The following is a 22,727-nucleotide window of genomic DNA, read 5'->3' as shown; positions in this document are numbered from 1 at the left end:
GCATTCAGCCATGTCGCGTGTCCGAGGAGAATCAACGTTGAATCACCCCAACCGGGCCGCCTGGGAGCAGGCCGGCCGGCGGCTGCTGGTCAAGGCCGTGGAGGAGTTCGCGTACGAGGAGCTGCTCGTACCCGTACCCGTATCGGACGGGTCGGGCACCGGGCCCGGCGCCTACCGGCTCGACCTCGGCGACGACGTCCACTGGACGCTGCGCGCCACCCGGGGCACCTTCGGGACCTGGCGCGTCGAGCCCGACAGTCTGCGCCGCCACCCCCACACCCCGGACCTCGGCCCCGAGCGGCTGCTGCTCGACGCGCGCCCCGTGCTCGGCTGGGACGGTGCCACCACCGCCGAGGTCCTGCGTGAGCTGACCGCGACCCGGCGGGCCGACGCGGCGGCCGTCGCCACGGCGCTGCCCGCCGCCGCGCTGGCCGATCTCGGGCATCTGGAGCTGGAGGCGTACCAGGACGGGCATCCCTGCATGCTCCTCAACAAGGGCCGCCTCGGCTTCTCCGCGTCCGACACCGCCGCCTACGCCCCCGAATCGGCTTCCGCCGTACGGCTGTTGTGGGCCGCCGTGCACAGCGACCTCGCGGCGTACTCCGGCATCGCAGGGCTCGACGCCGAGCAACTGCTCGCCGAGGAGCTGGACACGGTCACGAGGGAACGTTTCGCCGCCGTCCTCGCGCGCGAGTGCGCCGAGACCGGTTTGCCCGCCGGCGCCTTCGTCTGGCTGCCCGTACACCCCTTCCACTGGGACGAGGCCGTCGCCACCCTCTTCGCGCCCTATCTCGCCGAGGGCCGCATCGTGCTGCTCGGACAGAGCGACGACCGCTACCGCCCGCTCCAGTCCATCCGCACCCTCGCCAACATCGACCACCCGCACCGCCGCAACGTCAAAGTCCCGCTCCTCATCCGCAACACCCTTGTCTGGCGCGGACTTTCGACCGACCCGACCGAGGCCGCGCCCGATGTGAGCGCCTGGCTGCACTCCGTACGGGACGCCGATCCGTATCTGCGTGACGAGGCGCGCATCCACCCGCTCGGCGAGGTCGCGGCCGTCGCCGTGGGCCATCCGCTGTACGAGTCGGTCAAGGACGCGCCGTACCGCTACCACGAACTCCTCGGCGCCGTCTGGCGCGAGCCGGTCGCCGCGCTGCTCGACACGGACGCGGGTGAACGCGCCCGCACCATGGCCGCGTTGCTCAAGGTCGGGTCCGACGGGCGGGCGCTCACCGCCGAGTTGGTCGAGCGCTCCGGGCTCACGCCCACCGCCTGGCTGGAACGGTTCTTCGGCGCGCTGCTGCCGGGCCTGCTGCACTACCTCTACCGTTACGGCGTCGCCTTCTGCCCGCACGGAGAGAACACCGTCGTCCTCTTCGACCGCGACGAGATCCCCGTCGGCATCGCCGTCAAGGACTTCGCCGAGGACGTGAACCTGCTGCCCGGCGACCGGCCCGAGTACGCCGGGCTTCCCGAGCGCGCCGACCGTGTCCTGCTCCGCTGGCCGGCCCACGAGCTGGCGCACTCGCTGCTCAGCGCGGTGTTCGCCGGGCACTTCCGGTTCTTCGCACCGCTGTGCGCCGATCAACTCGCCGTGGACGAGGACGCGTTCTGGGCACTCGTACGCGCCGAGATCGAGCGCTACCACGCCCGCTTCCCGGAGCTGGCCGACCGCTTCGACTCGTACGGTCTCTTCGCCCCGTCCTTCGACCGCGTCGCGCTCAACCGCGAACAGCTCCTGGGCGGCGGCTTCCACGACCGTTCGGAGCGGGACGAGGGCTTCGACGTCGTGCACGGCACCGTGCCGAACCCGCTGGCACGAATAGAGGACCGGAAATGACCCACAAGGCCCACCCGTACGAGCTGTTGCGAGCCGAGGCCGCCGCCGGGAGGGTCGAGGAGGTCATCGTCGCCGTCCCCGACCTTCAGGGGCGCCTCCAGGGCAGCCGGCTGTCCGTCCCGTACTTCCTCGAAGAGATCGCGAACGGCGCCGCGGGTTTCGGCGCGTGCGTCTATCTCCTGGCCTCCGACGTGGAGATGGACACGCGCCCCGGTTACGCGATCGACGCCTGGCAGACCGGCTTCGGCGACTTCCTTCTGCGGCCCGACCCCACCACCCTGCGCACGCGTCTCCCCTGGGACGAGGGCACGGCCCTCGTCCTCGCCGACGCGCACTGGCCGGGCGCGGCCGACTCCCCGGTCGCCGTCGCCCCCCGCCACGTCCTGCGCACCCAGCTCGACCGCCTCGCCGAGCGCGGCCTGACCGCACTCGCGGGGACGGAACTCGAATTCCTCGTCTTCCTCGACACCTACCGCGCGGCCCGTGAGACCCGCTACCAGGGCCTCACGTCGGCCACCACGTACAACGTCGACTACTCGCTCCAGGGCCTGAGCGACATCGAGCCCGTCGTACGCCGCATCCGGCGCGAGATGGGCCGCGCGGGACTGGCGATGGAGACGGCGCGCGGGGAGTGCCACCCGGGACAGTACGAGATCGTCTTCCGTTACGCGGAGGCGATGACGACCTGCGACAACCACGTCTTCTTCAAGAACGGCGCCAAGCAGATCGCCGCCCAGGAGGGCGTGGCGCTGACCTTCATGCCCAAGTTCGACGAGGGCGAGGGCAATTCGTGCCACGTCCATCTGTCGCTGCGTGGCACGGACGGCACCGCCGTCCTGGCCGACGCGTCCGCCGACGACGGCATGGCGGACCTGATGCGCCACTTCGTGGCCGGTCAGCTCGCCTGCCTGCCGGACTTCGCCCTGCTGATGGCGCCGAACATCAACTCCTACAAGCGCCTCCAGCCCGGCGCCTTCGCCCCCACCGGCATCGCCTGGGGCCGCGACAACAGGACATGCCCGATACGCGTGGTGGGTACGGGCTCCTCCCTGCGCATCGAGCACCGCGTGCCCGGCGGTGACGCGAACCCCTACCTGGCGGTCGCCGCGGCCGTCGCCGCCGGTCTGTACGGGATCGAGCACCGGCTCGAACTCCCGTCACCGCACACGGAGAACGCGCTCGCCGACCCGTCGGTGCCCCGGCTGCCCAGCACGCTCACGGAGGCGCTGCACCGCTGGGAGAGCAGCGAGATCACCGCGAAGGTCTTCGGCGAGCCGGTGGTCACGCACTACGCGCGGGCGGCCCGCACCGAACTGGCGGAGTTCGAGACGTCGGTGACGGACTGGGAGCGGATGCGGGGCTTCGAGCGGCTGTGATCGACAGTCCCTAGCTCGTGGCGCCGCCGTAGTTCTTCTCGATCTCGTCCAGCACCTGGCCCGCGCCGGTGTAACCGATGCCCAGCATCCACAGGTTGTCGTCGACCTTGAACGCCGCCTTCTCCTTCACCGCGGTCAGGTTCTTCCAGAGCGGGCCGCCGATGATGTCGGTCTCCTTGGCCTTCTTCGCGTCGCCGTAGGTGGAGTAGAAGATGACGTCCGCGTCGGCCTGGTCGATCTTCTCCGGGCTGACGTCGAGCGAGAAGCCGTCCTTGTCCTGGTTGGCGGGGCGGCCCACGCCGAGGTCGCCGAAGATCGAGCCGACGAATGTGTCGTTCAGGTACAGGCGCGTGTCGGCGCCCTCCACGAAGCGGACGAAGCCGAACGTGGTCTTGCGCGCAGCCTCCGGCCCGCCGAGGGCGGTGGTCAGCGACTTCACGCGGGTGTCGTAGCCGGCGGCGATCGTCTTCGCCTCCGCCGCCTTGCCGAGGGCGTCGGCGTGCAGCTCGAAGTTCTCACGCCAGTTGGGGCCGGTGGTGTCGGAGAAGACGGTCGGGGCGATCTCCGACAGCGGCTTGTAGTTCTTCTCGTCGCGGACCTTGCTGCTCAGGATGAGGTCGGGCTTGAGGGCGGCGATGGCTTCGAGGTTCGGCTCGGCGATCAGACCGACCGGCTTGATGCCCTTGAGCTTGTCCGCCGGGAGGTACGTGGAGAACGGCGCGTCCGCGACGGCCGTCGTGGCGCCGACCGGGGTGACCCCGAGCGTGATCGCGGAGTCGAGCGCGTCCGTGTCGAGTACGACGACGCGCTTCGGGTCGTCCGGGACCTTCACCTCGCCCATGGCGGTCCGCACGGTGTGCGTCGCTCCCGAACCGGCCTTGTCCGAGGGCTCGTCGCTGTCGCTCCCGCCGCACGCGGAGAGCGACACGGCGAGCGCGGTGACCGTGGCGGCGAGGCTGAGACGGCGGGTGAGGTGTGTGGACACGGTGGGGAAGCCTCCCTGACAGCCGCCCGGAGTCGGCCCGGACGTAACTAAGGTGCACCTAACTTTAGCGGGGTGGGGCGGCGACTGCCGGACATTACGGTCCAGCCACATGGCCGCACCTGTCACCTACGTACCATCGCGGGATGCCGCACCCCCGCACCGACCCCGCCTGGGGCACCCTCCTCGACCTGGGTGAACGGGCCGGAGGCCCCCTGCACCTGCGGCTCGGCCGGGCCCTCCGGGCGGCCGTCGTCGACGGCCGTATCGCTCCCGGCAGCGCTCTGCCGCCCAGCCGGGCGCTCGCCGCCGACCTCGGCTGCTCCCGCTGGGTGGTGACCGAGGCGTACGCGCAGCTCGTCGCCGAGGGGTACTTCGAGGCGCGCGGTGGATCGGCGACCCGGGTACGCACGGAGACGGCCGGGCGGGCGCCCTCGTACGGGCGGCGAGTCCAACAGGCGGTCTGGAAGCCGGAGTTCGACATGCTGCCCGGCATGCCCGACCTCCGTGAGTTCCCCCGGAAACGGTGGGCCGACGCCGTACGGCACGCGACCGGCACACTCACCCCCACCGACTTCGGCTATCCCGACCCCGCCGGCCACCACGCGCTGCGGGAGCGGATCGCCGCCTATCTCGTACGTGGCCGGGGCGCCGCGCTCGACGCCGGACAACTCGTCGTGTGCGGCGGCACCCTGGACGGTGTGCTCCGGCTGAGCCGCGCCCTGCGCGCGGCCGGGCACACCCACGTGGCCCTGGAGGACCCGGGCTGGTCCCGGCTCCGTACCGCCGTCACGGCCGCCGGGCTGACCGTCGTCGCCACCCCCGTGGACGGCGACGGCCTGCGCGTCGACCTGCTGCGCCGCGAGCCGCATGTACGGGCGGTGATCGTGGCGCCCGCGCACCAGTTCCCCACCGGCGTCGTCCTCAGCCCGCCCCGCCGGGCCGAACTCATCGCCTGGGCCCGGGAGACGGACGGCCTGATCATGGAGGACGACTACGACGCCGAGTTCCGCTACGACCGCCATCCCGTCGGCACGCTCCAGGGCATGGCCCCGGAACGGGTCGCCCTGATGGGCTCGCTCAGCAAGACGCTGTCACCCGCCCTGCGTATCGGCTGGACGGTCGTGCCGCCGGGTGTGCCGGGGCTGCTCGACGGGCTGTACGCGGCGGACGCCCTCGGGTCGCCGCCGCCCGTGATCGACCAGGCGGCGTTCTCCCGCTTCCTGGAGTCGGGGGCGTACGACAGGCATCTGCGCGCCTCCCGGCTCCGCTACCGACGGCGCCGCGACAGCCTCCTCACGGAGATCGCCGAACGGCTGCCGGAGCACCGGGTGTCGGGGGCCGCCGCCGGATTCCATCTGCTGCTGCATCTCACGGGGTGCGCGGCCGGGGACGTGGTCCGTGGCGCGGCCCGGCGCGATGTGCGGCTGTCGGATCTGGCGGGGTTCACGGCGGGCGGGGCCGCTTCCCCGGGCGGCGGCGCTCTGGTCATCGGGTACGGCAACCTCGCCGACCCGGCGCTGCCCGAAGCCGTACGACGGCTGGCCGACGCGATCCGGGAGGCGGGCGGCCCGGTGGCTCCGGCCGGCCGGGTCGGTCCTGCGGGTCCGGCTGGTCCGATCGGTGCGGGGGGCGCGGGGGGTGCGGTCGGTCCGGCGGGTCCTGCGGGTCCGGCCCGCTGATCGGTCCCGTCACGGCGCCGGGTCGCCCGCCGTGTCCAGCCGCGCCCGTGTCTCCGCCGGCAACTCCACCTCCAACGCGCCCAGCACCTCGTCCAGTTGCTCCACCGAACTGACCCCCACGATCGGCAGCACCGCCGGATCCGCCCCCATCAGCCAGGCCAGCACCACCTGGTTGGGACTGGCACCCAGCTCGTCCGCCACCTCGCGCAGCACGGCGAGCCGCGCCGGGGTGCCGGGGTGGTCGTACGCGGCGGGCAGCGGCTTGTCCGCGCGCGTGTACCCGCCCGAGAGCAGCGACGAGTAGGCCATGAGCGTCAGTTCGGGCTCGCTGCGCACGTAGTCCAGCAGCTCCGGCGTCACATGCACATGCCCGGACTCCGGCAGGCCGGTGTCGAAGCGCGGCTGGAGGTAGGACTGGCGCTGCTGTACGCAGGTGTACGCCGCCCAGCCGTTGGCGTACGAGATGTCACGCGCCCGCGCGGTGCGCCACGCGGTGTGGTTGGAGCAGCCGATGAGGCCGGCCAGGCCGCCCGTCACCAGGTCGTCCAGCGCGCCGAGGGTCTCGGCCAGCGGGACGGTCCGGTCCTCGATGTGCGTCCAGTAGAGGTCGATCCGGTCGGTGCCCAGGCGCCGCAGGCTGTCGGCCGCGGCCTTGCCGATCGCACCGGCCGACAGTCCCTCGGCCGTCTCCAGGCCGGTGCCGGGGACGGTGGGGCGGGCCCCGGCCTTGGTCGAGATCAGCACCTCGTCCCGGACGCCCCGGCTCGCCAGCCAGCGGCCGACCGTGGTCTCGCTCTCGCCGCCGGTGGCGCCGGGGACCCAGAAGACGTAGTTGTTGGCCGTGTCGATCAGATTGCCTCCGGCCTCGATGAACCGGTCGAGGATCGCGAAGGACGTCTTCTCGTCCACGCTGCTGCCGAAGGGCAGCGCGCCCAGGCACAGCGCGCTGGCCAGGGGCCCGGACGGCCCGCCGATACGGCGTCGTCGCATGTCCACACTCCTCGTGTTCACGTTCGTGTTCGTGTTCGTCCCCGTGTTTCTCCCTTCACGCTAGGCGCTGATCGGCATGGTGTACCGGTCCGATCAGTGAGTGAAAAACCAGACCGATACCGACTCGGCAGTCGTCTGGGAGCCGTTCGCGTTCCCCGTGCGTCCCCAGAGGGAAGACGTGCGAATACCCCCACAGTTCCAGGAGAGACGAGCGTCATGGACTACCCCACGAATGCGCCGAAGAGCGGACCCGTCGAGACCACCTTGGGCGAGCAACTGCTGCTCCTGTCGCTGGACGACGAGTCCGGGTCCGAGAAGGAGTCGACGAACGTCGCCTTCGCCATCGCCGCCGCGTCCCTGGTCGAGCTGGCGCTGGCGGGCCGGGTCGAGGTGGACGGCGACCAGGTCACCGTCCGCGACGCGACGCCGCTGGGCGATCCCACCCTCGACGCGGCACTGGCCGACATCGCCGGCTGGAACAAGTCCAAGCCGCGCAAGACGAAAGGGTGGATCGAGCACCTGAAGCGGGGCGCGGTGGCCGGGACGACCAAGAACCTGGTGGCGAAGGGCCTGGTCCGGGAAGAGAGGAAGAAGGTGCTCGGCCTCTTCCCCGTGACCCGCTATCCGGAGGCCGACGGCTCGGTGGAGACCGCGCTGCGGCAGCGGCTCGACCAGGTGGTGATGCGAGGGGCGGCCGCCGACGAGCGCACGGCCGGTCTGGTGGCCCTGCTGCACGGGGCGAAACTGCATGGACTGCTCTACAAGAAGCCCGAGTTGAAGACCGCCAAGGCGAACATGGAGGAGATCGCGCACGGGGAGTGGGCGGCCCCGGCGGTGCGCCAGGTGGTCAAGGCGGCGGAGGACGCGCTGATGGCGATCATCGTGGTGACGACGGTGACGACGACGACCACGTGACGCGCAACACCTGACGTCGCGTCACCAGCCGGTGAAGACAAGGTGGTTGACCAGCAGCGCGACGACCGCCTGCCCGGCCAGCCACCACCGCCGCCGGCCGGGCAGCAGGGCGGTGGTGGGGATCAGCCACAGCATGAACGGCAGCCAGATGCGCTCCGTCTCCGCCTTGCTCATCCCGGACAGATCGGCCGCGAGGATCGCGAGCAGCGCCGCCAGGACGAGAACGGCGAGGCGGAGCGCGGGGGTTCCGGGGCCCTGTTCGCCGGGCGGGCGCAGTTCCCGTACGGCGCGGCGCGGACGCAGTTCCCGTACGGCGCGGGGCGCGAGCGTCAGGACCCGGCCGAGGCCCGCCACCGTCGCGAGGCCGACCGCCAGGGTCGTGGCGGCGAGGTTCCCCCAGATCCAGTACGCGTACGGGCGCACCCCGCCCGCGCCCTGGTAGTAGCGCACGACCAACTCCTGGTACGCCTCCCACCAGTTGAACCCCGCGAGCGTGAACGCCACCGGCACCACCGACGCCCCGACGAGCACCAGGGGCAGCGGGCGCGCGGTGCGGGCCAGGGCGAGGACCCCGAGGCCGGGGAGCGCCATGAGCGTCAGGCCGTAGGAGAGGTAGCAGGTGAACCCGTACAGCAGCCCGGCACCCACCGCCGCCGCGGCGGGCAGGCGCGTCGTACGGGTCGCGGCGAGCGCGAGCAGGGCGAGCGACCAGGCGGCGACGCCCGCGAAGTAGCCGTCGGCCGATGTGCCCATCCAGACGGCGGCCGGGGCCAGCGCCAGGAACGGCGCCGCGCGGCGCGCCGTCGGCTCGTCGGTGAGGGCGCGGAGCGTGACGAGTACGGCGGCCACGGCCGAACCGCCGATCACGATGCACCAGACCCCCGCCCACGAGCCGCCGCCGAGGCCGATCCGGTCGAGCCAGACGAAGGTGAGGGTGGCGCCCGGCGGATGGCCCGCGACATGGGCGGGCCAGTTGCCGGGTTCGCCGATCACGATGTGGTCGGCGAAGCCGCGCAGTGTCGGTCCGATGTCGGTGAAGCGGTCGATGACGCTGAGGTATTCGTGCTTGGTGGTGAGCCGGCGCGCCACGCCGGTGTGCCAGCCGTCGATGAGCGCCAGCGAGAACGTCCAGGCCAGCGCGGCGGCCCAGGTGGTGAGGAGCAGCGCGCGCCACGGCAGCCGGGCGGCGAGGCCGGGGCCGTACGCGACGATCAGGACGGCGACGGCGAGTGCGGCGGGGGTGCCGGGACCGAGGCGGGGATCCCAGGTGCCGAGCAGGGGTGGCCAGTTGACCTGGAGGCTGCCGTCGGCGCGCTGGATCGCCCAGCCGACGAGCGCGGCCGCGGTGACGAGGGCGACGCCGATCGCGGCGGCGACGAGATCCCGGCGGTGGGGTGGGCGGGGTGTGCCTTCATGGGGATGGGTGTCCGCCGTCAGGTGTCCGCGTTCGTCGGTCTTCACCCCGGCACGTTATGCAGCGGGTGATCCGATGAGGTGGTGTGGCGGGGCCACGTCACCATTTCGTCAGAAGTCGTACCACCTTCTGGGCGGGTGCGCGGGCTTACGGTCGCCGCATGGATCACCGCCCGTCCCTCTCCAAACCGTCGAAGTCGCCCGCGCTGCCGAGGCTGCCGAGGCTGCCGAGGCTTCCGACGGATCCCGGTTTCTGGCGCAGTCCGGTGCGCGGCGTCCGGTTCACCGCGGTGCTCGGGCTCGTCCTCCTGATGGGGCTCACGCTGGTGTTCGTGACCGGTCTGCTGTCGTACGCGGCGTACAACCCGGATCTCGCGTCCGTCAACGACAAGACGCCGGACCGGGGGTGGCTGGGCTTCTACCTCTTCGACTGGCCGACGCACCCGTACTGGCTCTACCGCCTCACGCAGGGATTCCACGTCACGGTGGGCATCGCGCTGATCCCGGTGGTGCTGGCGAAGCTCTGGTCGGTGATCCCGAGGTTCTTCGCGCTGCCGCCGGTGAAGTCGGTGGCGCACGCGCTGGAGCGGATCTCGCTGCTCCTGCTGGTGGGCGGTGTGCTGTTCGAGCTGATCACCGGGGTGCTCAACATCCAGCTGGACTATCTCTTCCCGGGCTCCTTCTATCCGCTGCACTTCTACGGCGCGTGGGTGTTCTTCGCGGGGTTCGTGGCGCATGCCGCGCTGAAGATGCCGAAGGCGCTGGCGGCGATCCGCAGCGGTGAGCTTCGCTCGGGGCCCCCGCCGGGCGGGGAGCCGGGCGCGTACCGCGCTCCCGGTGGACCCGCCGACGACGACCTGGCGTCGCCGAGGCCCGCCCCGCCGACCGTCTCGCGGCGCGGCGCCTTCGCCGTCGTCGGCACGGGCTCGCTGTTCATGCTGCTCACGACGGCGGGCCGGAGCTTCGACGGGCCGCTGCGGCGTACCGCGCTGCTCGCCCCGCACGGCTGGGAGGATCCGGGGAGCGGCCCGAGCGGGTTCCAGATCAACAAGACCGCCGCGTCCGTCGGGGTCAGGGCGGCCGAGACGACGGACGGGTGGCGGCTGACCCTCAGCGGCCCCGCCGGGGACGTCACGCTCTCGCGCGCCCAGCTCCTCGCCATGGCCCAGCACACGTCCGAGCTGCCGATCGCCTGTGTGGAGGGCTGGTCGACGTCGAACCAGTCCTGGCGCGGCGTACGCCTGCGTGACCTGGCCGCGCTCGCGGGGTATCCGGACGGCCCACCAGGGGTGTTCGTGGAATCCCTCCAGCGCAGGGGCAGTTTCCGGACGGGCGCGCTGCGCGACAACCAGGTGCGCGACGGCCGCTCGCTGCTGGCCCTGCAGGTCAACGGCGCCGATCTGTCGCTCGACCACGGGTTCCCGGCGCGGATCATCGTCCCGGCCGCGCCCGGGGTGCTCAACACGAAGTGGGTCACCAAGCTGACGTTCGGAGCGGTCTGATGAGTCCGAAGAGTCCGAAGAGTCGGAGGAGTTGGAAGAGTCCGATGAGTCCGATGAGTACGGTGAAACGCCGTCAGACGTACCGGGCCCTGCTGGGCAGTCCGTTCCAGATCGTGCTGCTGCTCACCACGCTCGCGTTCGCGGGTTACGTGGCCGTACGTCTGCTGACGGGCGAGACGTATCTGATCGTGGTGTGGTTCGTCGGCGCCGCGCTCGTGCACGACCTCGTCCTGCTGCCGGTCTACACGGCGGCCGACCGTGCGGTGGCCGCCGCTCTGGGACCCCGGCGCCGGCTCGTCAACTTCGTACGCGTACCGGCCTTCCTGTCCTTGCTGCTCCTGCTGGTGTGGTTCCCGCTGATCACGGGGCGGGTGAGGCGTTACGAGCCGTACGCCGCCCTGTCGTCCGACGGGTTCCTGGCGCGCTGGCTGCTGGTGACCGCCGCGCTGTTCGCGTGCTCGGCGCTCTGTCTGGTGACACGGGCGGTGCTGCGGCGCAGGGCCACGAAGGGGCGGCCCGCCGCCTCCCACTGATCCACCGGCAGCCAGCCGAGGGCGCGCCCGTACCGCAGCAGGGCGGGGGTGCCGAGCCGGGCCCACGGGAAGTGCGAGCCCGCCGCACCCGGTGACGGGCGGCGCCCGTCGTCCACCCGTACGTGTACGCGCTCGTCGATGTCCACGGGCGCGGTCTCGGCGATGACCAGCCCGCCGTGTGTCAGCAGCCCGCCGGCCCGGCGGAGCAGACCGGCCGGGTCGCCGCCGATGCCGATGTTGCCGTCGACGAGCAGGACGGTGCCCCAACGCCCCTCGCCGGGCAGGGGATCGAAGACGGAGCGGTGCAGGGCCGTGCCGCCGAGGCGCAGCGTACGTTCGACGGCCGCCGCGCTGACGTCGATGCCGAGGGCCCGCCGGCCCCGGGCCGCGAGCGCGGCGACGAGACGGCCGGGGCCGCAGCCGACGTCCAGGACGGCGCCCTCGCAACGGTGCAGGGCCGAGAGATCGGCGGCGTCGGCGCGTGCGCACCAGCGTTCGACGTCGAGGGGCAGCAGCCAGCCGTCCGTGCGGCGCAGGAAGAGCGGGCCGCGGCCGGCGCGGAGGGCGTCGGCGTACGGGTCGGCGCTCCAGGCGGCGGGTGCGGTGTCGGTGCCGGTGGCCGTGGTGGCTGTGCCGGTGTCGGTGCTTTGTGTGGTCTCCGTCGCGCTCATCGGGCGCCCACCGGGGTCAGCCGGCGGAGGGTGGCGGCGAACTGTCCGTGCGGGGCGAGCGCCGCGACGTACTCGGCGTCGGCCGCCGAATCCACGTCGCGCAGGGGCGGGAGATCGCGCACCGTGAGCCCGGCGTCGACCAGACGACGACGCTGTACGGCGCCGGTCTCCGGTACGGACATGGGCACCCCGCGAATGAGATCCGGCGGCGCGGACTCGGGCGCGGCGAGGCCGAGCGCCCAGAAGCCGCCGTCGTCGGCGGGCCCGAACCACGCGTCGTAGCCGCCGTGCCCGACGGGGGCGAGTGCGGGGGCGAGCAGGGCGGGGGTGAGCTGCGGGGTGTCCATGCCGACGAGGAGCGTCGGCCCCGTACAGCTCTCGAAGGCGGCGGCGATCCGCTCGTCCAGCCCGCCCCCGCCCTGAGGCACCACCTCGATGCCCGGCGGCAGCCAGGGTCCCGGGCGGCCTTCGAGGACGAGGACACGGCGGCGGGCGGGGAGGGCGAGGACGGTCCGCAGGGTGTCGGCGAGGGCGGCCTCGGCGAGGAGGGCGGCCTCGGTGGGGCTGAAGGGCGGGGTGAGGCGGGTCTTGACGCGGCCGGGAACGGGTTCCTTGGCGATGACGAGGAGGGTGGTGGTGGGGGAGGTCACTTGGCCGCCTCCGCAGGAGTGTGCGCCGAGGTGTGTGTGGGGGTGTGCGTGGGGGTGTGCGCGGTCCCGGCCGGCGGCCGGGGTGTCTCGCGGGTCCCGGGTGTCCGGGGCGGCTGACTCAGTACGGCGCGCATGTCGCGTACGGCGTGCCAGGTACCCCGCCAGGTACCGGTGACCTTGGACTTCCCTGTACGAGGCCGGTAGGGCACGTCGGTCTCGTTGACCGTCAGCCCGGCGTCGGCCGCGCGCACGACCATCTCCAGCGGGTAGCCGCTGCGCCGGTCGGTGAGGCCGAGTGCCAGCAGGTCCGCGCGGCGCGCGGCGCGCAGGGGGCCGAGGTCGTGGAGCGTCACGCCGGTACGGCGGCGCAGCATCCGGGAGAGGGCGAGATTCCCGGCGCGGGCGTGCGCGGGCCAGGCGCCACGACCCTGCGGGCGACGGCGTCCGAGCATCAAGTCGGTCTTCCCGAGGGCGACTTGGAGTACGAAGCCGGGGAGGAGGCCGGGGTCGAGGGAACCGTCGCAGTCGCAGAAACAGACGTACTCGGCGTCGGCCGCGAGGAGGCCCGCGTGGCAGGCGGCACCGAAACCGCGCCGCGGTTCGTGCACGACGGTCGCGCCGAGCGCGCGTGCGACGTCGGCCGAGCCGTCCGTGGAGCCGTTGTCGACGACGATCGCGCGCCAGCCGACAGGGATGTGTTCCAGCACCCAGGGCAGTGCGGCTGCCTCGTCGAGGCAGGGCAGGACGACGTCGGCGGTGAGATCAGTGAGGTGGGTCACGGCGCTCACCCTACGGACCATAAAGCCGCATAAAGGACTTCTGGTCCTTACGAAACAGGGACGTCGGGCCGTTCCGGGCGTTCGCCGGGACCGTCGCGGGCGGCGGAGTGCGAAGGTGGACGTATGCAGAGCAATCCCCCTGGGGGCGGTCCCGCGCATGTGCTCGTGGTGGACGACGACCCGACCGTGGCCGAGGTCGTCGCCGGCTACCTCGACCGGGCCGGCCATGACGTCGGCCGCGCGGCCGACGGCCCGTCCGCACTCGCGCACTTCGCGCGCCGGCGCCCGGACCTGGTCGTACTGGACCTGATGCTGCCCGGTATGGACGGCTTCGAGGTCTGCCGCCGGATGCGCGAACAAGGCGGTCCGGTACCGGTGATCATGCTGACGGCGCGCGGGGACGAGGAGGACCGCGTGCTGGGCCTGGAGACGGGCGCGGACGACTACGTCACCAAGCCGTTCAGCCCACGGGAGTTGGTGCTGCGGGTGGAGTCGGTGCTGCGCCGGGCGCGGCAGTCGGTGCCGCTGGGTTCGTCGCCGGCCGAGAACGTGCTGCGGGCGGCCACCCTCACCCTGGACCCGACGGCCCGCCGCGCCACTCGGGAGGGCGCCGAACTGGCGCTCACGCTGCGGGAGTTCGACCTGCTGGCGTTCTTCCTTGCGCACCCGGGGCGGGCGTTCTCGCGCGAGGAGCTGATGAGCGAGGTCTGGGGCTGGGACTTCGGCGACCTGTCGACGGTCACGGTCCATGTCCGCCGCCTCCGCGCCAAGATCGAACATGACCCGGCACGGCCGCGGTTGATCCAGACGGTGTGGGGGGTGGGGTATCGCCTGGCGGGTGGGGGTGCCGAGGATTCACGTACGGCGGTCGGGCAGGTGGCCGACGGTGAGCCGCGCGCTGCCGTCGCCCCGCCGACCGCGCCTACCGGGCCTGCGGCGCCGGGCACCGAGGAGGTGCCCGCTGCCGACGGCCTCGGCCCCACCGCGTGGACGACGATGCCGGGCCAGGTGCAGTCGCCGGCCGTCGACGGGCGGCCGAACCCGCCCGCCGGGACAGGCGCCGCGCCTGCGGGGAACGGCACCGCGCCCGCCGGGATTACCACCGCGTCCGCCGAACCCGGCACCGCGCCCGCCGGGACAGGCACCGCTCCCACCCCGCCCGGCCACGGCGACACCCACCCCCGCCCCAACCCCAACCTCCGCCTCAACCCCAACCCGAACCCCCACCCCCAAGGACCCGACCGGCCATGACCGACATGTTCCTCATCGCCCTCATCGCGTTCCTGGGGGCCGGTGCCGCCGGGCTGCTCGGGGCCCTCACCCTGCGTCTCCTCCGGCACCGGTCGCTCGTCGTGTCCGTGACCGTCGTCGCCGCCGTCGCCGTGACCGCCATGCTCGCCGGGACGCTCGCCGTCGCCTGGGCGATGTTCCTGTCGCCGCACGATCTGAGCGTCGTCACGACGGTCGTCGCGATGGCCGCCGTCGTCTCCCTCCTCACCGCCGTCCTCCTCGGCCGGTGGATGGTCGCCCGCAGCAGGGATCTGACGCTGGCCGCCCGGTCGTTCGGCGACGGCGGCGTCTTCGCCGCGCCCGTCGAGCCCGCGACCGCCGAACTGGCCGCGCTGACGCGAGAGTTGGCGGCGACCAGCGCCAAGCTGGACAGTTCGCGCGAGCGTGAGCGCGCGTTGGAGACCTCGCGGCGCGAACTCGTCGCCTGGATCTCGCACGACCTGCGGACGCCCCTCGCCGGGCTGCGCGCCATGTCGGAGGCGCTGGAGGACGGCATGGCCGTCGACTCCCCGCGCTACCTGCGGCAGATACGTACCGAGGTCGAGCGCATGAACGGCATGGTCGGCGACCTCTTCGAACTCTCCCGGATCCACGCGGGATCACTCACCCTGACCCCCACCCGTATCTCCGTGTACGACCTGGTCGGCGACGCCCTGGCCGGCGCCGACCCGCTGGCGCGCGAGCTGGGCGTACGGCTCGTGGGAGACCGTATCGACGCCGTACCGGTGGAGGTCGACAGCAAGGAGATGAGCCGCGTCCTCGGCAATCTGCTGGTCAACGCCATCCGCCGGACCCCGGCCGACGGCACGGTCGCCGTCACGGCGCGCCACTCCGAGAGCGGGGTGGTGCTGTCGGTGACGGACGGCTGCGGCGGAATCCCGGAGGAGGATCTGCCACGGGTGTTCGACACGGGCTGGCGCGGCAGCGACGCCCGTACGCCCCCGGCCGGGGCGGGCCTCGGACTCGCGATCGTGCGCGGCATCGTGGAGGCCCACGAGGGCCGGGCGGCGGTCCGTAACGTCACGGGCGGCTGCTGCTTCGAGGTGACGCTCCCCGCGGCGGCCTGATCCCGCCCTTACCGCTTCGCGCTCCGTACGGTTCACGCATGACTCGCTCAACTTCCCGCGCCGGCTTCGGCGCCCTGCACCACCATGACCTGCCCCTGGTCCTCCCCAACGCCTGGGACGTCCCCTCGGCCCTCGCCTTTGTCGAGGCCGGGTTCGAGGCCGTCGGCACGACGAGCTTCGGGGTCGCCTCCGGGCTCGGCCGCCCGGACGGCGGCCGGTCGACGCGCGACGCGAATCTCGCACTGGCCCGCGCGCTGGCGCCGCTGCCGGTGCATGTCAGCGTGGACATCGAGGACGGTTACGCGGACGACCCGGACCAGGTCGCCGCGTACGTCTCCGCGCTGATGGCGGTCGCGGGCGTCAACATCGAGGACAGCACCGCCGAGACGCTCGTCGACCCCGCCGCGCACGCCGCGAAGGTCGCGGCGGTGAAGCGGCGTTGCCCGGAGGTGTTCGTCAACGCGCGCGTGGACACGTACTGGCTCGGCCAGGACGCGACCGTCGCCGCGACGCTGGAACGCGCCACGCGCTACGTCGAGGCGGGCGCGGACGGCGTGTTCGTCCCCGGTGCCACGGAGCCCGCCGTGCTGCGCGAACTGGCGGCGGCCGTCCCCGTACCCCTGAACGTCCTCGCGATCCCGGCTCTTTCGCCCGGCGGGCTGGCGGAGCTGGGCGTACGCCGGGTGAGTACGGGATCCCTGCCGTACCGCGCCGCGCTCCACGCGGCCGTCGGCGTCGCGGAAGCGGTACGGGGCGGCGGCAGCGTCCCCGAGGGGACGCCGTATCCGGTGCTACAGGCGCGACTCGTGGACTACGCCTCCGGGCTCACGTAGCGGCGCCGTCGCGAACTCCGCCATGCCCTCGGCGAACCCCACCTCCGGCTTCCAGCCCAGCTCGTCGCGCAACGCCCTTGAGTCGGCGGTGACATGGCGTACGTCGCCGAGGCGGTACTCCCCGGTCACGACGGGCGCGGGCCCGCCGTGCGCCGTCGCCAGCGCGGCGGCCATCTCGCCGATGGTGTGCGGCTCGCCGCTGCCGGTGTTGTACGCGGCGAAGCCGGGGGCCACCGCCGTGGCCCCGGCGTCGAGCGCGGCCACGTTGGCGGCGGCCACGTCCCGTACGTGCACGAAGTCCCTTCGCTGGCCGCCGTCCTCGTACACACGGGGCGCCTCGCCGCGCGCCAGCGCGGACCGGAAGAAGGAGGCGACGCCCGCGTACGGGGTGTCGCGGGGCATCCCGGGCCCGTAGACGTTGTGGTACCGCAGGGACGTGGCGCGCCCACCCGTCGCGCGCGCCCACGAGGAGGCCAGATGCTCCTGCGTGAGCTTCGTCGTGGCGTACACGTTGCGGGGATCGGTGGGGGCGTCCTCGCCGACCAGGCCGGGGGTCAACTGCGCACCGCAGGCTGGGCAGTTGGGCTCGAACCGCCCCGCTTCCAGATCGGCGGCCGCCCGCGGTCCGGGCCGGACCACGCCGTGGCGCGGGCAGTCGTAGCGCCCCTCGCCGTACACGACCATCGACCCGGCGAGCACCAGCGACCGCACGCCGGCGGCGGCCATGGCGGCGAGAAGCACGGCCGTGCCGAGGTCGTTGCACCCCACGTACGCGGGCGCGTCGGCGAAGTCCTTCCCGAGCCCGACCATGGCGGCCTGATGACAGACGGCGTCGATCCCACCGAGCACCGCGTCGACGCTCTCCCGGTCCCGCACGTCCCCGACGACCAGCCGCTCCCCGTCCCGCACCGGCCGGGGCAGGGCCCCACCGTGCGCGGAGTGCAGCATCGCGTCGTACACGACCACTTCGTGACCGCGCGAGACGAGGGCCCCGGCGATCTCCGACCCGATGAACCCGGCTCCGCCGGTGACAAGTACACGCATGACCACCACGCTAGGCGCGCGATCACGCAGAGGTGCCCACCCACGACGGCATGTCACGGGACCGTAAGATCCCGCACCGCACCGCCCGTTCCCACGGGATTGTCAGACCCGTGGTGCAGGATCAACACGTCGGCTCCCGGAAGGGATCGGAAGGGGATGGGGATCGCCATGTCGATGACGAACCAGCAGGTGGCGGGGTACGGGTTTCTGCGCGCGCTGTACGCGGACACGTACTTCCCGGATCACCTTCTCGACAAGGGGCGGGAGATCCTGCTTCGGCTGTGCGGGCGTATCGAGGCGGAGCGGCCGGTTGATCTGGCGGCGCTGTACGTGCTCACCGCGGGGGCGACGGAAGAGTTCAACCAGTTGCAGGAGGAGTTCTGGGCGGCGGGCAGTGAGATCGAGACCGTGGCGCGGGACGAGATAGCCACGGACTTCGGGTTCATCGCGGACGCCTACGGGTTCGCGGACGCGGATCTGGAGGAGCTGGTCGCCGAACGCGACTGGTGAGGGGCCGGGCCGGTCAGTCGACTTTCCAGACGATGTCCCCGCTGCGGCCGGGGGAGTACGTCACCGTGCCGACGACCGGACCTTGCCTCCCGACCTCGATGACGAGGTAGCCCTGGGCGCTCTCACCGGGCTTGAGCCGTACGACCTCCGGCAGCGCGGGGCCCTGGACGGGCTCGAAGTCGGTGGCGGTCGTGCCGAAGGGCTTCTCGCCCTCCCGGGGGCCGACATCCGTGCGGTACCGGGGGCGCTCCTCGATGTCCTTGTCCCCGACATTCTTGAATTCCAGCTCCAACGCGGCCCAGAAGCGACCGTCGTGGAGCGGCGTCAGCTCGCCCGGCTTCATCTCGGCCGGGTCGGTCACGCTCTTGAGCGTGTAGGTCGCCCTGCCCCCGCCCTCCAACTCCCGCGTCACGCCGGCCCCGACGGCCAGTTGCGGGTCCTCACCGCCGTCGGAGCAGCCGGTGACGCCGCCGCCGGCGAGGAGCAGGGCTGTGCCGAGGCACAGCATGGTGGTCGTACTGCGCATCGATTCCCCCGTGGTGCGGTCCTGGCGGGCTTGGTCCGACCGGGCGGTCCAGCCCGGTCACCCGATAGGTGTCCCGAGCACCTTTTCATATCGGTCCGGGGGGTACCCCCACCTCCCGAATGCCTGCCTGCCGCATGGGAAACGGCCGCCCCGTCAACAACCCTTGGAACATGACGACTTACCGGAATTACAGCCAGAGAAGCCTCGTCCTCGCACTCTCCGCCGCCGCCGTGGCCGGGTCGTTGGGCGTTGCCGGGCCGGCGGTCGCGCGGGGCGACAGTGGGGGTGCGGGTGGGCGGGGGATCACGTGGGTGCCGTGTGCGCAGGCCGGGGGGCCGGTCGGGCAGGAGTGCGGGCAGTTGGAGGTGCCGCTCGACTACCGGAAGCCCGGTGGGGAGAAGGTGACGCTCGCCGTGAGCCGGGTGCGCAGCGAGCGGCCCGAGGCGCGGCGGGGAGTGCTGCTGATGATTCCCGGCGGCCCCGGTGGGTCCGGGGTGCAGACGCTGGCCCGGAAGGGGAAGGCGCTGCAGGGGCAGATGGACGGGGCGTACGACATCGTGAGCTTCGATCCGCGTGGGGTCGGTGGCAGTACGACCGCGAGTTGCGGGCTCGACGCGGACGACCGGTATCTGGCGAAGCTGCGGTCCTGGCCCGGTGCCGACGGGCAGATCGGCGAGAACGTGGCCCGCTCGCGCCGTACCGCCGAGGCGTGCGCGGAGAACGGGGGCGCGGTGCTGCGGAGTTTCACCTCCGCCAACGAGGTGCGGGACATCGAGCGGTTCCGGCAGGCGCTGGGGGAGGAGAAGCTGTCGGCGTGGGGCAGCTCGTACGGGACGTACATCGGGGCCGTGTACGCGCAGAAGTACGCGCGGCACACGGACCGTTGGCTGCTGGACAGCAGCGGTGACCCCGACCACACGCGGGTCGAGCAGGGCTGGATGGCGAACACCTCGCAGGCCGTGGAGGACCGCTTCCCCGACTTCGCGGCCTGGGCCGCCGACCCGGCCAGGGACGGGGACGGGCTCCGGCTGGCCGAACGGGCCGAGGACGTGCGGCCGTTGTTCCTCGCCGTCGCGGCGCGGCTGGACCGCGCGCCGAAGGAGTCGACGACCGAGGGCAACCCGCTGACCGGCAACATGCTGCGGCAGGCTTTCCTCAACGGCCTCTACAGCGACTCGGTCTTCCCGCAGCTCGCACGCCTCGTCCAGGCCGCCCAGGACCCGGCCGCCACGCCCGTGCTGACCCCGGAGATCGCCCAGCCGCTGCGCGACGAGGACGCGGCGGTCACGATGGGCGTCGTCTGCAACGACATTCGCTGGCCCGCCTCCGTCGGCGAATACGCGCGGGCCACGAAGGAGGACCGCGCCCGCTATCCGCTCACCGCCGGCATGCCCCGCAACGTGGGGCCCTGTGCCTTCTGGAAGAGCGACTACGCGGACAAGCCGACCCGCGTCACGGACCGGGGTCCGTCCAACATCCTGATGATCCAGAGCCTGCGGGACCCGTCCACGCCGTACTTCGGTGGTCTGAAGATGCGTGAGGCGCTGGGCGACCGGGCCAGGCTCATCACCGTCGACCAGGGCGGTCACGGGATGTATCTGGGCAACGGCAACGCGTGCGGCGACAGCAAGGTCACCACGTTCCTGAAGACGGGCGAGCGGCCCGAGCGGGATGTGTACTGCGCGAGTTGAGCCGGGGGAGAGGGGGAGGGCCGGGCAGGGGGGTGAGGGCCGGTCTCGGCCTGGTCCTAACCCGAACTGCCGAAGAGCTGGGTCCAGTACATGGCCATCTCGCCGCCGCCACGCAGGCCGATGCCTAGGTGCGTGAAATCCGGCTTGAGGATGTTGGCACGGTGTCCGGGGCTGTTCATCCAGCCCTGGACCACCTCGGCGGCGGACCGCTGGCCGCACGCGATGTTCTCGCCGATACCCCGGTGTGTGCAGCCCGCGGCGGCGGCCCGGTCCCACGGCTGCCGGCCGTCGGGGCTCGTGTGGGAGTAGAAGCCCCGCGCGACCATGTCGTCGCTGTGCGCCTGCGCGGCCGCCGTCAGCCGGGGGTCGCCGGCCAGCGGGCGCAGACCGGCGGCCGAGCGCTCCGCGTTCGTGAGCGCGACGACGTCGGACGCGACGGCCGCCAGGCCGTGCGGGGTCAGCGGGCGGGCCCACACCGCCGTCCAGAAGATGTCGCCACCGGGGGCCGGGGCGTGGGCGACGCCCACCTCGGCGAGGGCGGGATCGCGCACCGTACGGCCCATGCGGGTGTCGGTGAGGCAGTACGCCAGGAAGTCGGCTTCCGTACGAGGGCCGGAGACCAACTGCTCGGCGACCGTCAGATAGGCGTATCCGTGGGACACGATCCGCTGGTGGAGGGAGACGCCGCCCGACCGCCCCGGCCCGGGGGCGGCGTCGAGCCGGCCCTCGGCGGCCATGGCGGTGGCGTGTGCCTGTGCCGCCGCCGCGAGCCGGGCGTCGGAGGTGACGGGCGGGGCGCCGGACCGTGAGCGCTCGGCGTTGACGAGAGCGGTGAAGCCGCCGTCAGGGGTGGGGTCGTCCTCGGCCACCTCGATGCCGAAGTCGCGCGCCACCCCGGCCAGCCCGTCCGCGTAACCCTGGCCCAGGGCCCGCAGCTTCCAGCCGCCTCCCCGCCGGTAGATCTCCGCGAGCAGCAGCACGCTCTCGTGCGTCGGCCGTGGTGGCGTGAAGCGGGCGAGGCACCGGCCCGCGCTCCCCGTCACCGACAGCGTCACCGACAGCGTGGGCGCGGGCAGCCGGCCGAGCGGCACGGCCGGGTCGGCGGCGCTCACCACCACCGTGACCCGGCTCGCCCCGGCCCGTAGCCGCCCCACGTCCACCGTGACCGTGTCGGCCCGCAGAGTCGCGCCGGGCGCCGACGGCTGGTTGTAGAAGACGAAGTCGCCGTCGCCGGCGACCTTTCCGTCCTCGCCGGTGATCAGCACGGACAGGTCGAAGGGCCCCGGCACCCGGATCGCGAGCGCGCCGCCGGGCAGCGAGATGTTCCCGCCGGAGATCAGATCGATCATCGTGCCGCCTCCTGCCTTTTCCGGGTGTTCGTGTGACGTGAGAACGCCGGGCGCGACCGGCAGGGTTCCCGCGCCGTCCCTCGTGGCCACCTCTCGCCATTTCGCACGCTCCGGGAACTCGGGCCCGCCACGCCGCGACAACTCAGAGGACGAGGACCGGGGAAACGAAGAAGCGAAGACACACGGAGGCCGATGTGGCGAGCGACGCGGCGAACGAAGGGGCGAGCAACGTGGCCAGCGAAGGGGCCAGCGACGTGACGGGCGACGTGGCCAACGACGCGGCGAGCGGCGACTGGTACGACGACGACAGCCTGTGGGTCGACTTCGCCCCCGCCATGTTCTCCGGCACCCGCGCCGAGACCGTCGCCGAGCTGGTCAGGACCGCCCCGCTGCTGGACTTCCCGCCCGGCTCCCGCGTACTCGACCTCTGCTGCGGCCCCGGCCTCTTCCTCGTCCCCCTGGCCGCACGCGGCCACCGGGTGACCGGCGTCGATCTGAGCCCCGCCATGCTGGAGCGTGCCGAGGCCGCCTGCCGCGCGGCGGGCGCGGCGGACGTCACGCTCGTACGCGAGGACATGCTCACGTACGCCGCCCCCGAGACCTACGACGTGATCCTCAACGTCTTCACCTCCTTCGGCTACTTCGAAGACGCGGACGACAACTTCCGGGTGCTGCGCAACGCGTGGCAGAGCCTCGCCCCCGGCGGCCGGCTGCTGGTCGACGTCATGGGTAAAGAGGTGCTCGCGGGCTGGATCGGCCGTCCACAGGCTGTGGATCTGCCGGACGGTTCGTACGTCGTGCAGCGCGACACCGTCCTGGACAGCTGGCGCAGGCTCCGGACCGACTGGACGCTCGTACGCGGCGAGAGCGCCCGCACCGCGTCCATCAGGTCGTACCTCTACAGCGCGGCCGAACTCCACGACCTGTTCGTGGCCGCCGGGTTCGCGGACGTCGAGTGCTTCGGGGACTTCGACGGCGGACCGTACGACCAGACCTCGCGCCGGCTGATCGTCCGGGGCGTGAAGAAGTGACGTACCCCCGCGGCATCGGGGGACGCGCCCCGCCCCGGCCGCCTGCCCGC

General features: G+C 72.6%; 19 protein-coding genes and 1 pseudogene. 11 read left to right on the top strand and 9 right to left on the bottom strand.

The genetic code is table 11. The features are described 5' to 3' along the window. Nucleotides 1-37 precede the first annotated feature (37 nt). Together ACFUN8_RS00735 and ACFUN8_RS00730 are read left to right on the top strand one after the other, a co-directional pair. The gene (locus ACFUN8_RS00735; protein ID WP_383629664.1) at nucleotides 38-1,843 is read left to right on the top strand and encodes an IucA/IucC family protein; all 1,806 of its coding nucleotides are present in this window, start codon (nucleotides 38-40) and stop codon (nucleotides 1,841-1,843) included. Beyond that, entirely contained in the window at nucleotides 1,840-3,219 is a 1,380-nt protein-coding gene (locus ACFUN8_RS00730; RefSeq protein WP_383629662.1) for a glutamine synthetase family protein, read from the top strand. Before ACFUN8_RS00735 ends, ACFUN8_RS00730 begins: the two co-directional genes overlap by 4 nt. A gap of 10 nt (nucleotides 3,220-3,229) precedes the next feature. On the opposite strand, the gene ACFUN8_RS00725 is transcribed toward ACFUN8_RS00730, so the two are convergent. After that, nucleotides 3,230-4,204 carry an ABC transporter substrate-binding protein gene (locus tag ACFUN8_RS00725; protein WP_383629660.1) on the bottom strand — a complete coding sequence of 325 codons (975 nt, stop codon included), beginning with the start codon at nucleotides 4,202-4,204 and terminating at the stop codon, nucleotides 3,230-3,232. Nucleotides 4,205-4,347: 143 nt separating this feature from the next. Between ACFUN8_RS00725 and ACFUN8_RS00720 the strand changes: the two genes are divergently transcribed. Continuing rightward, the gene (locus ACFUN8_RS00720) at nucleotides 4,348-5,883 is read left to right on the top strand and encodes a PLP-dependent aminotransferase family protein (RefSeq protein WP_383629658.1); all 1,536 of its coding nucleotides are present in this window, start codon (nucleotides 4,348-4,350) and stop codon (nucleotides 5,881-5,883) included. A gap of 9 nt (nucleotides 5,884-5,892) precedes the next feature. Here ACFUN8_RS00720 and ACFUN8_RS00715 read toward each other — a convergent pair whose 3' ends face one another. Then, nucleotides 5,893-6,873, bottom strand: coding sequence for an aldo/keto reductase (locus ACFUN8_RS00715; RefSeq protein ID WP_383629656.1), 981 nt, complete (start codon nucleotides 6,871-6,873; stop codon nucleotides 5,893-5,895). A gap of 216 nt (nucleotides 6,874-7,089) precedes the next feature. Here ACFUN8_RS00715 and ACFUN8_RS00710 point away from each other — a divergent pair, with 216 nt between their 5' ends. Continuing rightward, nucleotides 7,090-7,788, top strand: a complete 699-nt coding sequence (locus ACFUN8_RS00710; RefSeq protein WP_383629654.1) for a GPP34 family phosphoprotein — start codon at nucleotides 7,090-7,092, stop codon at nucleotides 7,786-7,788. 21 nt (nucleotides 7,789-7,809) lie between these two features. Here the strand turns inward: ACFUN8_RS00710 and ACFUN8_RS00705 are convergent, their stop codons facing one another. Then, the gene (locus ACFUN8_RS00705; RefSeq protein ID WP_383629652.1) at nucleotides 7,810-9,249 is read right to left on the bottom strand and encodes a hypothetical protein; all 1,440 of its coding nucleotides are present in this window, start codon (nucleotides 9,247-9,249) and stop codon (nucleotides 7,810-7,812) included. 113 nt (nucleotides 9,250-9,362) lie between these two features. Between ACFUN8_RS00705 and ACFUN8_RS00700 the strand changes: the two genes are divergently transcribed. After that, a complete protein-coding gene (locus tag ACFUN8_RS00700) occupies nucleotides 9,363-10,703 on the top strand; it encodes a molybdopterin-dependent oxidoreductase (protein ID WP_383629650.1) in 1,341 nt (446 codons plus the stop codon). 379 nt (nucleotides 10,704-11,082) lie between these two features. On the opposite strand, the gene ACFUN8_RS00695 is transcribed toward ACFUN8_RS00700, so the two are convergent. From ACFUN8_RS00695 to ACFUN8_RS00685, 3 genes are read right to left on the bottom strand one after another with little or no spacing between them, the layout of a single operon-like run. Then, nucleotides 11,083-11,907, bottom strand: a complete 825-nt coding sequence (locus tag ACFUN8_RS00695) for a methyltransferase domain-containing protein (RefSeq protein ID WP_383629648.1) — start codon at nucleotides 11,905-11,907, stop codon at nucleotides 11,083-11,085. Continuing rightward, complete coding sequence (locus ACFUN8_RS00690; RefSeq protein WP_383629646.1) at nucleotides 11,904-12,557, bottom strand: DUF2064 domain-containing protein; 654 nt, start codon at nucleotides 12,555-12,557, stop codon at nucleotides 11,904-11,906. Before ACFUN8_RS00690 ends, ACFUN8_RS00695 begins: the two co-directional genes overlap by 4 nt. Beyond that, the gene (locus ACFUN8_RS00685) at nucleotides 12,554-13,336 is read right to left on the bottom strand and encodes a glycosyltransferase family 2 protein (protein ID WP_383629645.1); all 783 of its coding nucleotides are present in this window, start codon (nucleotides 13,334-13,336) and stop codon (nucleotides 12,554-12,556) included. The genes ACFUN8_RS00690 and ACFUN8_RS00685 overlap by 4 nt, the downstream gene beginning before the upstream one ends. A gap of 123 nt (nucleotides 13,337-13,459) precedes the next feature. Here ACFUN8_RS00685 and ACFUN8_RS00680 point away from each other — a divergent pair. The 3 genes and pseudogenes from ACFUN8_RS00680 to ACFUN8_RS00670 form a co-directional block, all read left to right on the top strand. Continuing rightward, a pseudogene (locus tag ACFUN8_RS00680) lies at nucleotides 13,460-14,188 on the top strand (response regulator transcription factor); the annotation flags it as partial. 395 nt (nucleotides 14,189-14,583) lie between these two features. Continuing rightward, nucleotides 14,584-15,693 (top strand): sensor histidine kinase, encoded by a 1,110-nt coding sequence (locus ACFUN8_RS00675; RefSeq protein ID WP_383629643.1) that lies wholly within the window; start codon nucleotides 14,584-14,586, stop codon nucleotides 15,691-15,693. A gap of 38 nt (nucleotides 15,694-15,731) precedes the next feature. Further along, the gene (locus tag ACFUN8_RS00670; RefSeq protein WP_383629641.1) at nucleotides 15,732-16,526 is read left to right on the top strand and encodes an isocitrate lyase/phosphoenolpyruvate mutase family protein; all 795 of its coding nucleotides are present in this window, start codon (nucleotides 15,732-15,734) and stop codon (nucleotides 16,524-16,526) included. Here ACFUN8_RS00670 and ACFUN8_RS00665 read toward each other — a convergent pair. Further along, nucleotides 16,485-17,570, bottom strand: a complete 1,086-nt coding sequence (locus tag ACFUN8_RS00665; protein ID WP_383629639.1) for an NAD-dependent epimerase/dehydratase family protein — start codon at nucleotides 17,568-17,570, stop codon at nucleotides 16,485-16,487. The genes ACFUN8_RS00670 and ACFUN8_RS00665 overlap by 42 nt on opposite strands. A gap of 168 nt (nucleotides 17,571-17,738) precedes the next feature. On the opposite strand from ACFUN8_RS00665, the gene ACFUN8_RS00660 reads away from it, so the two are divergent. Next, on the top strand, nucleotides 17,739-18,080 hold the full coding sequence (locus ACFUN8_RS00660; protein WP_383629637.1) for a DUF5713 family protein: 342 nt from the start codon (nucleotides 17,739-17,741) through the stop codon (nucleotides 18,078-18,080). Nucleotides 18,081-18,093: 13 nt separating this feature from the next. On the opposite strand, the gene ACFUN8_RS00655 is transcribed toward ACFUN8_RS00660, so the two are convergent. Continuing rightward, a complete protein-coding gene (locus ACFUN8_RS00655; protein WP_383629635.1) occupies nucleotides 18,094-18,606 on the bottom strand; it encodes a hypothetical protein in 513 nt (170 codons plus the stop codon). Between the two features lie 170 nt (nucleotides 18,607-18,776). Between ACFUN8_RS00655 and ACFUN8_RS00650 the strand changes: the two genes are divergently transcribed. Continuing rightward, nucleotides 18,777-20,297 (top strand): alpha/beta hydrolase, encoded by a 1,521-nt coding sequence (locus ACFUN8_RS00650; RefSeq protein WP_383629632.1) that lies wholly within the window; start codon nucleotides 18,777-18,779, stop codon nucleotides 20,295-20,297. 56 nt (nucleotides 20,298-20,353) lie between these two features. Here ACFUN8_RS00650 and ACFUN8_RS00645 read toward each other — a convergent pair whose 3' ends face one another. Then, entirely contained in the window at nucleotides 20,354-21,646 is a 1,293-nt protein-coding gene (locus tag ACFUN8_RS00645) for a CAP domain-containing protein (RefSeq protein WP_383629630.1), read from the bottom strand. Between the two features lie 335 nt (nucleotides 21,647-21,981). Here ACFUN8_RS00645 and ACFUN8_RS00640 point away from each other — a divergent pair, with 335 nt between their 5' ends. Then, on the top strand, nucleotides 21,982-22,677 hold the full coding sequence (locus ACFUN8_RS00640) for a class I SAM-dependent methyltransferase (protein ID WP_383629764.1): 696 nt from the start codon (nucleotides 21,982-21,984) through the stop codon (nucleotides 22,675-22,677). The last annotated feature ends 50 nt before the right edge of the window (nucleotides 22,678-22,727 follow it).

The sequence above is a fragment of the Streptomyces sp. NPDC057307 genome (genome assembly GCF_042667665.1).
Taxonomy (GTDB): Bacteria; Actinomycetota; Actinomycetes; order Streptomycetales; family Streptomycetaceae; genus Streptomyces.
The sequence above is the reverse complement of the archived record's forward strand: the minus strand, read 5'-3'. Positions and strand labels throughout refer to the sequence as shown.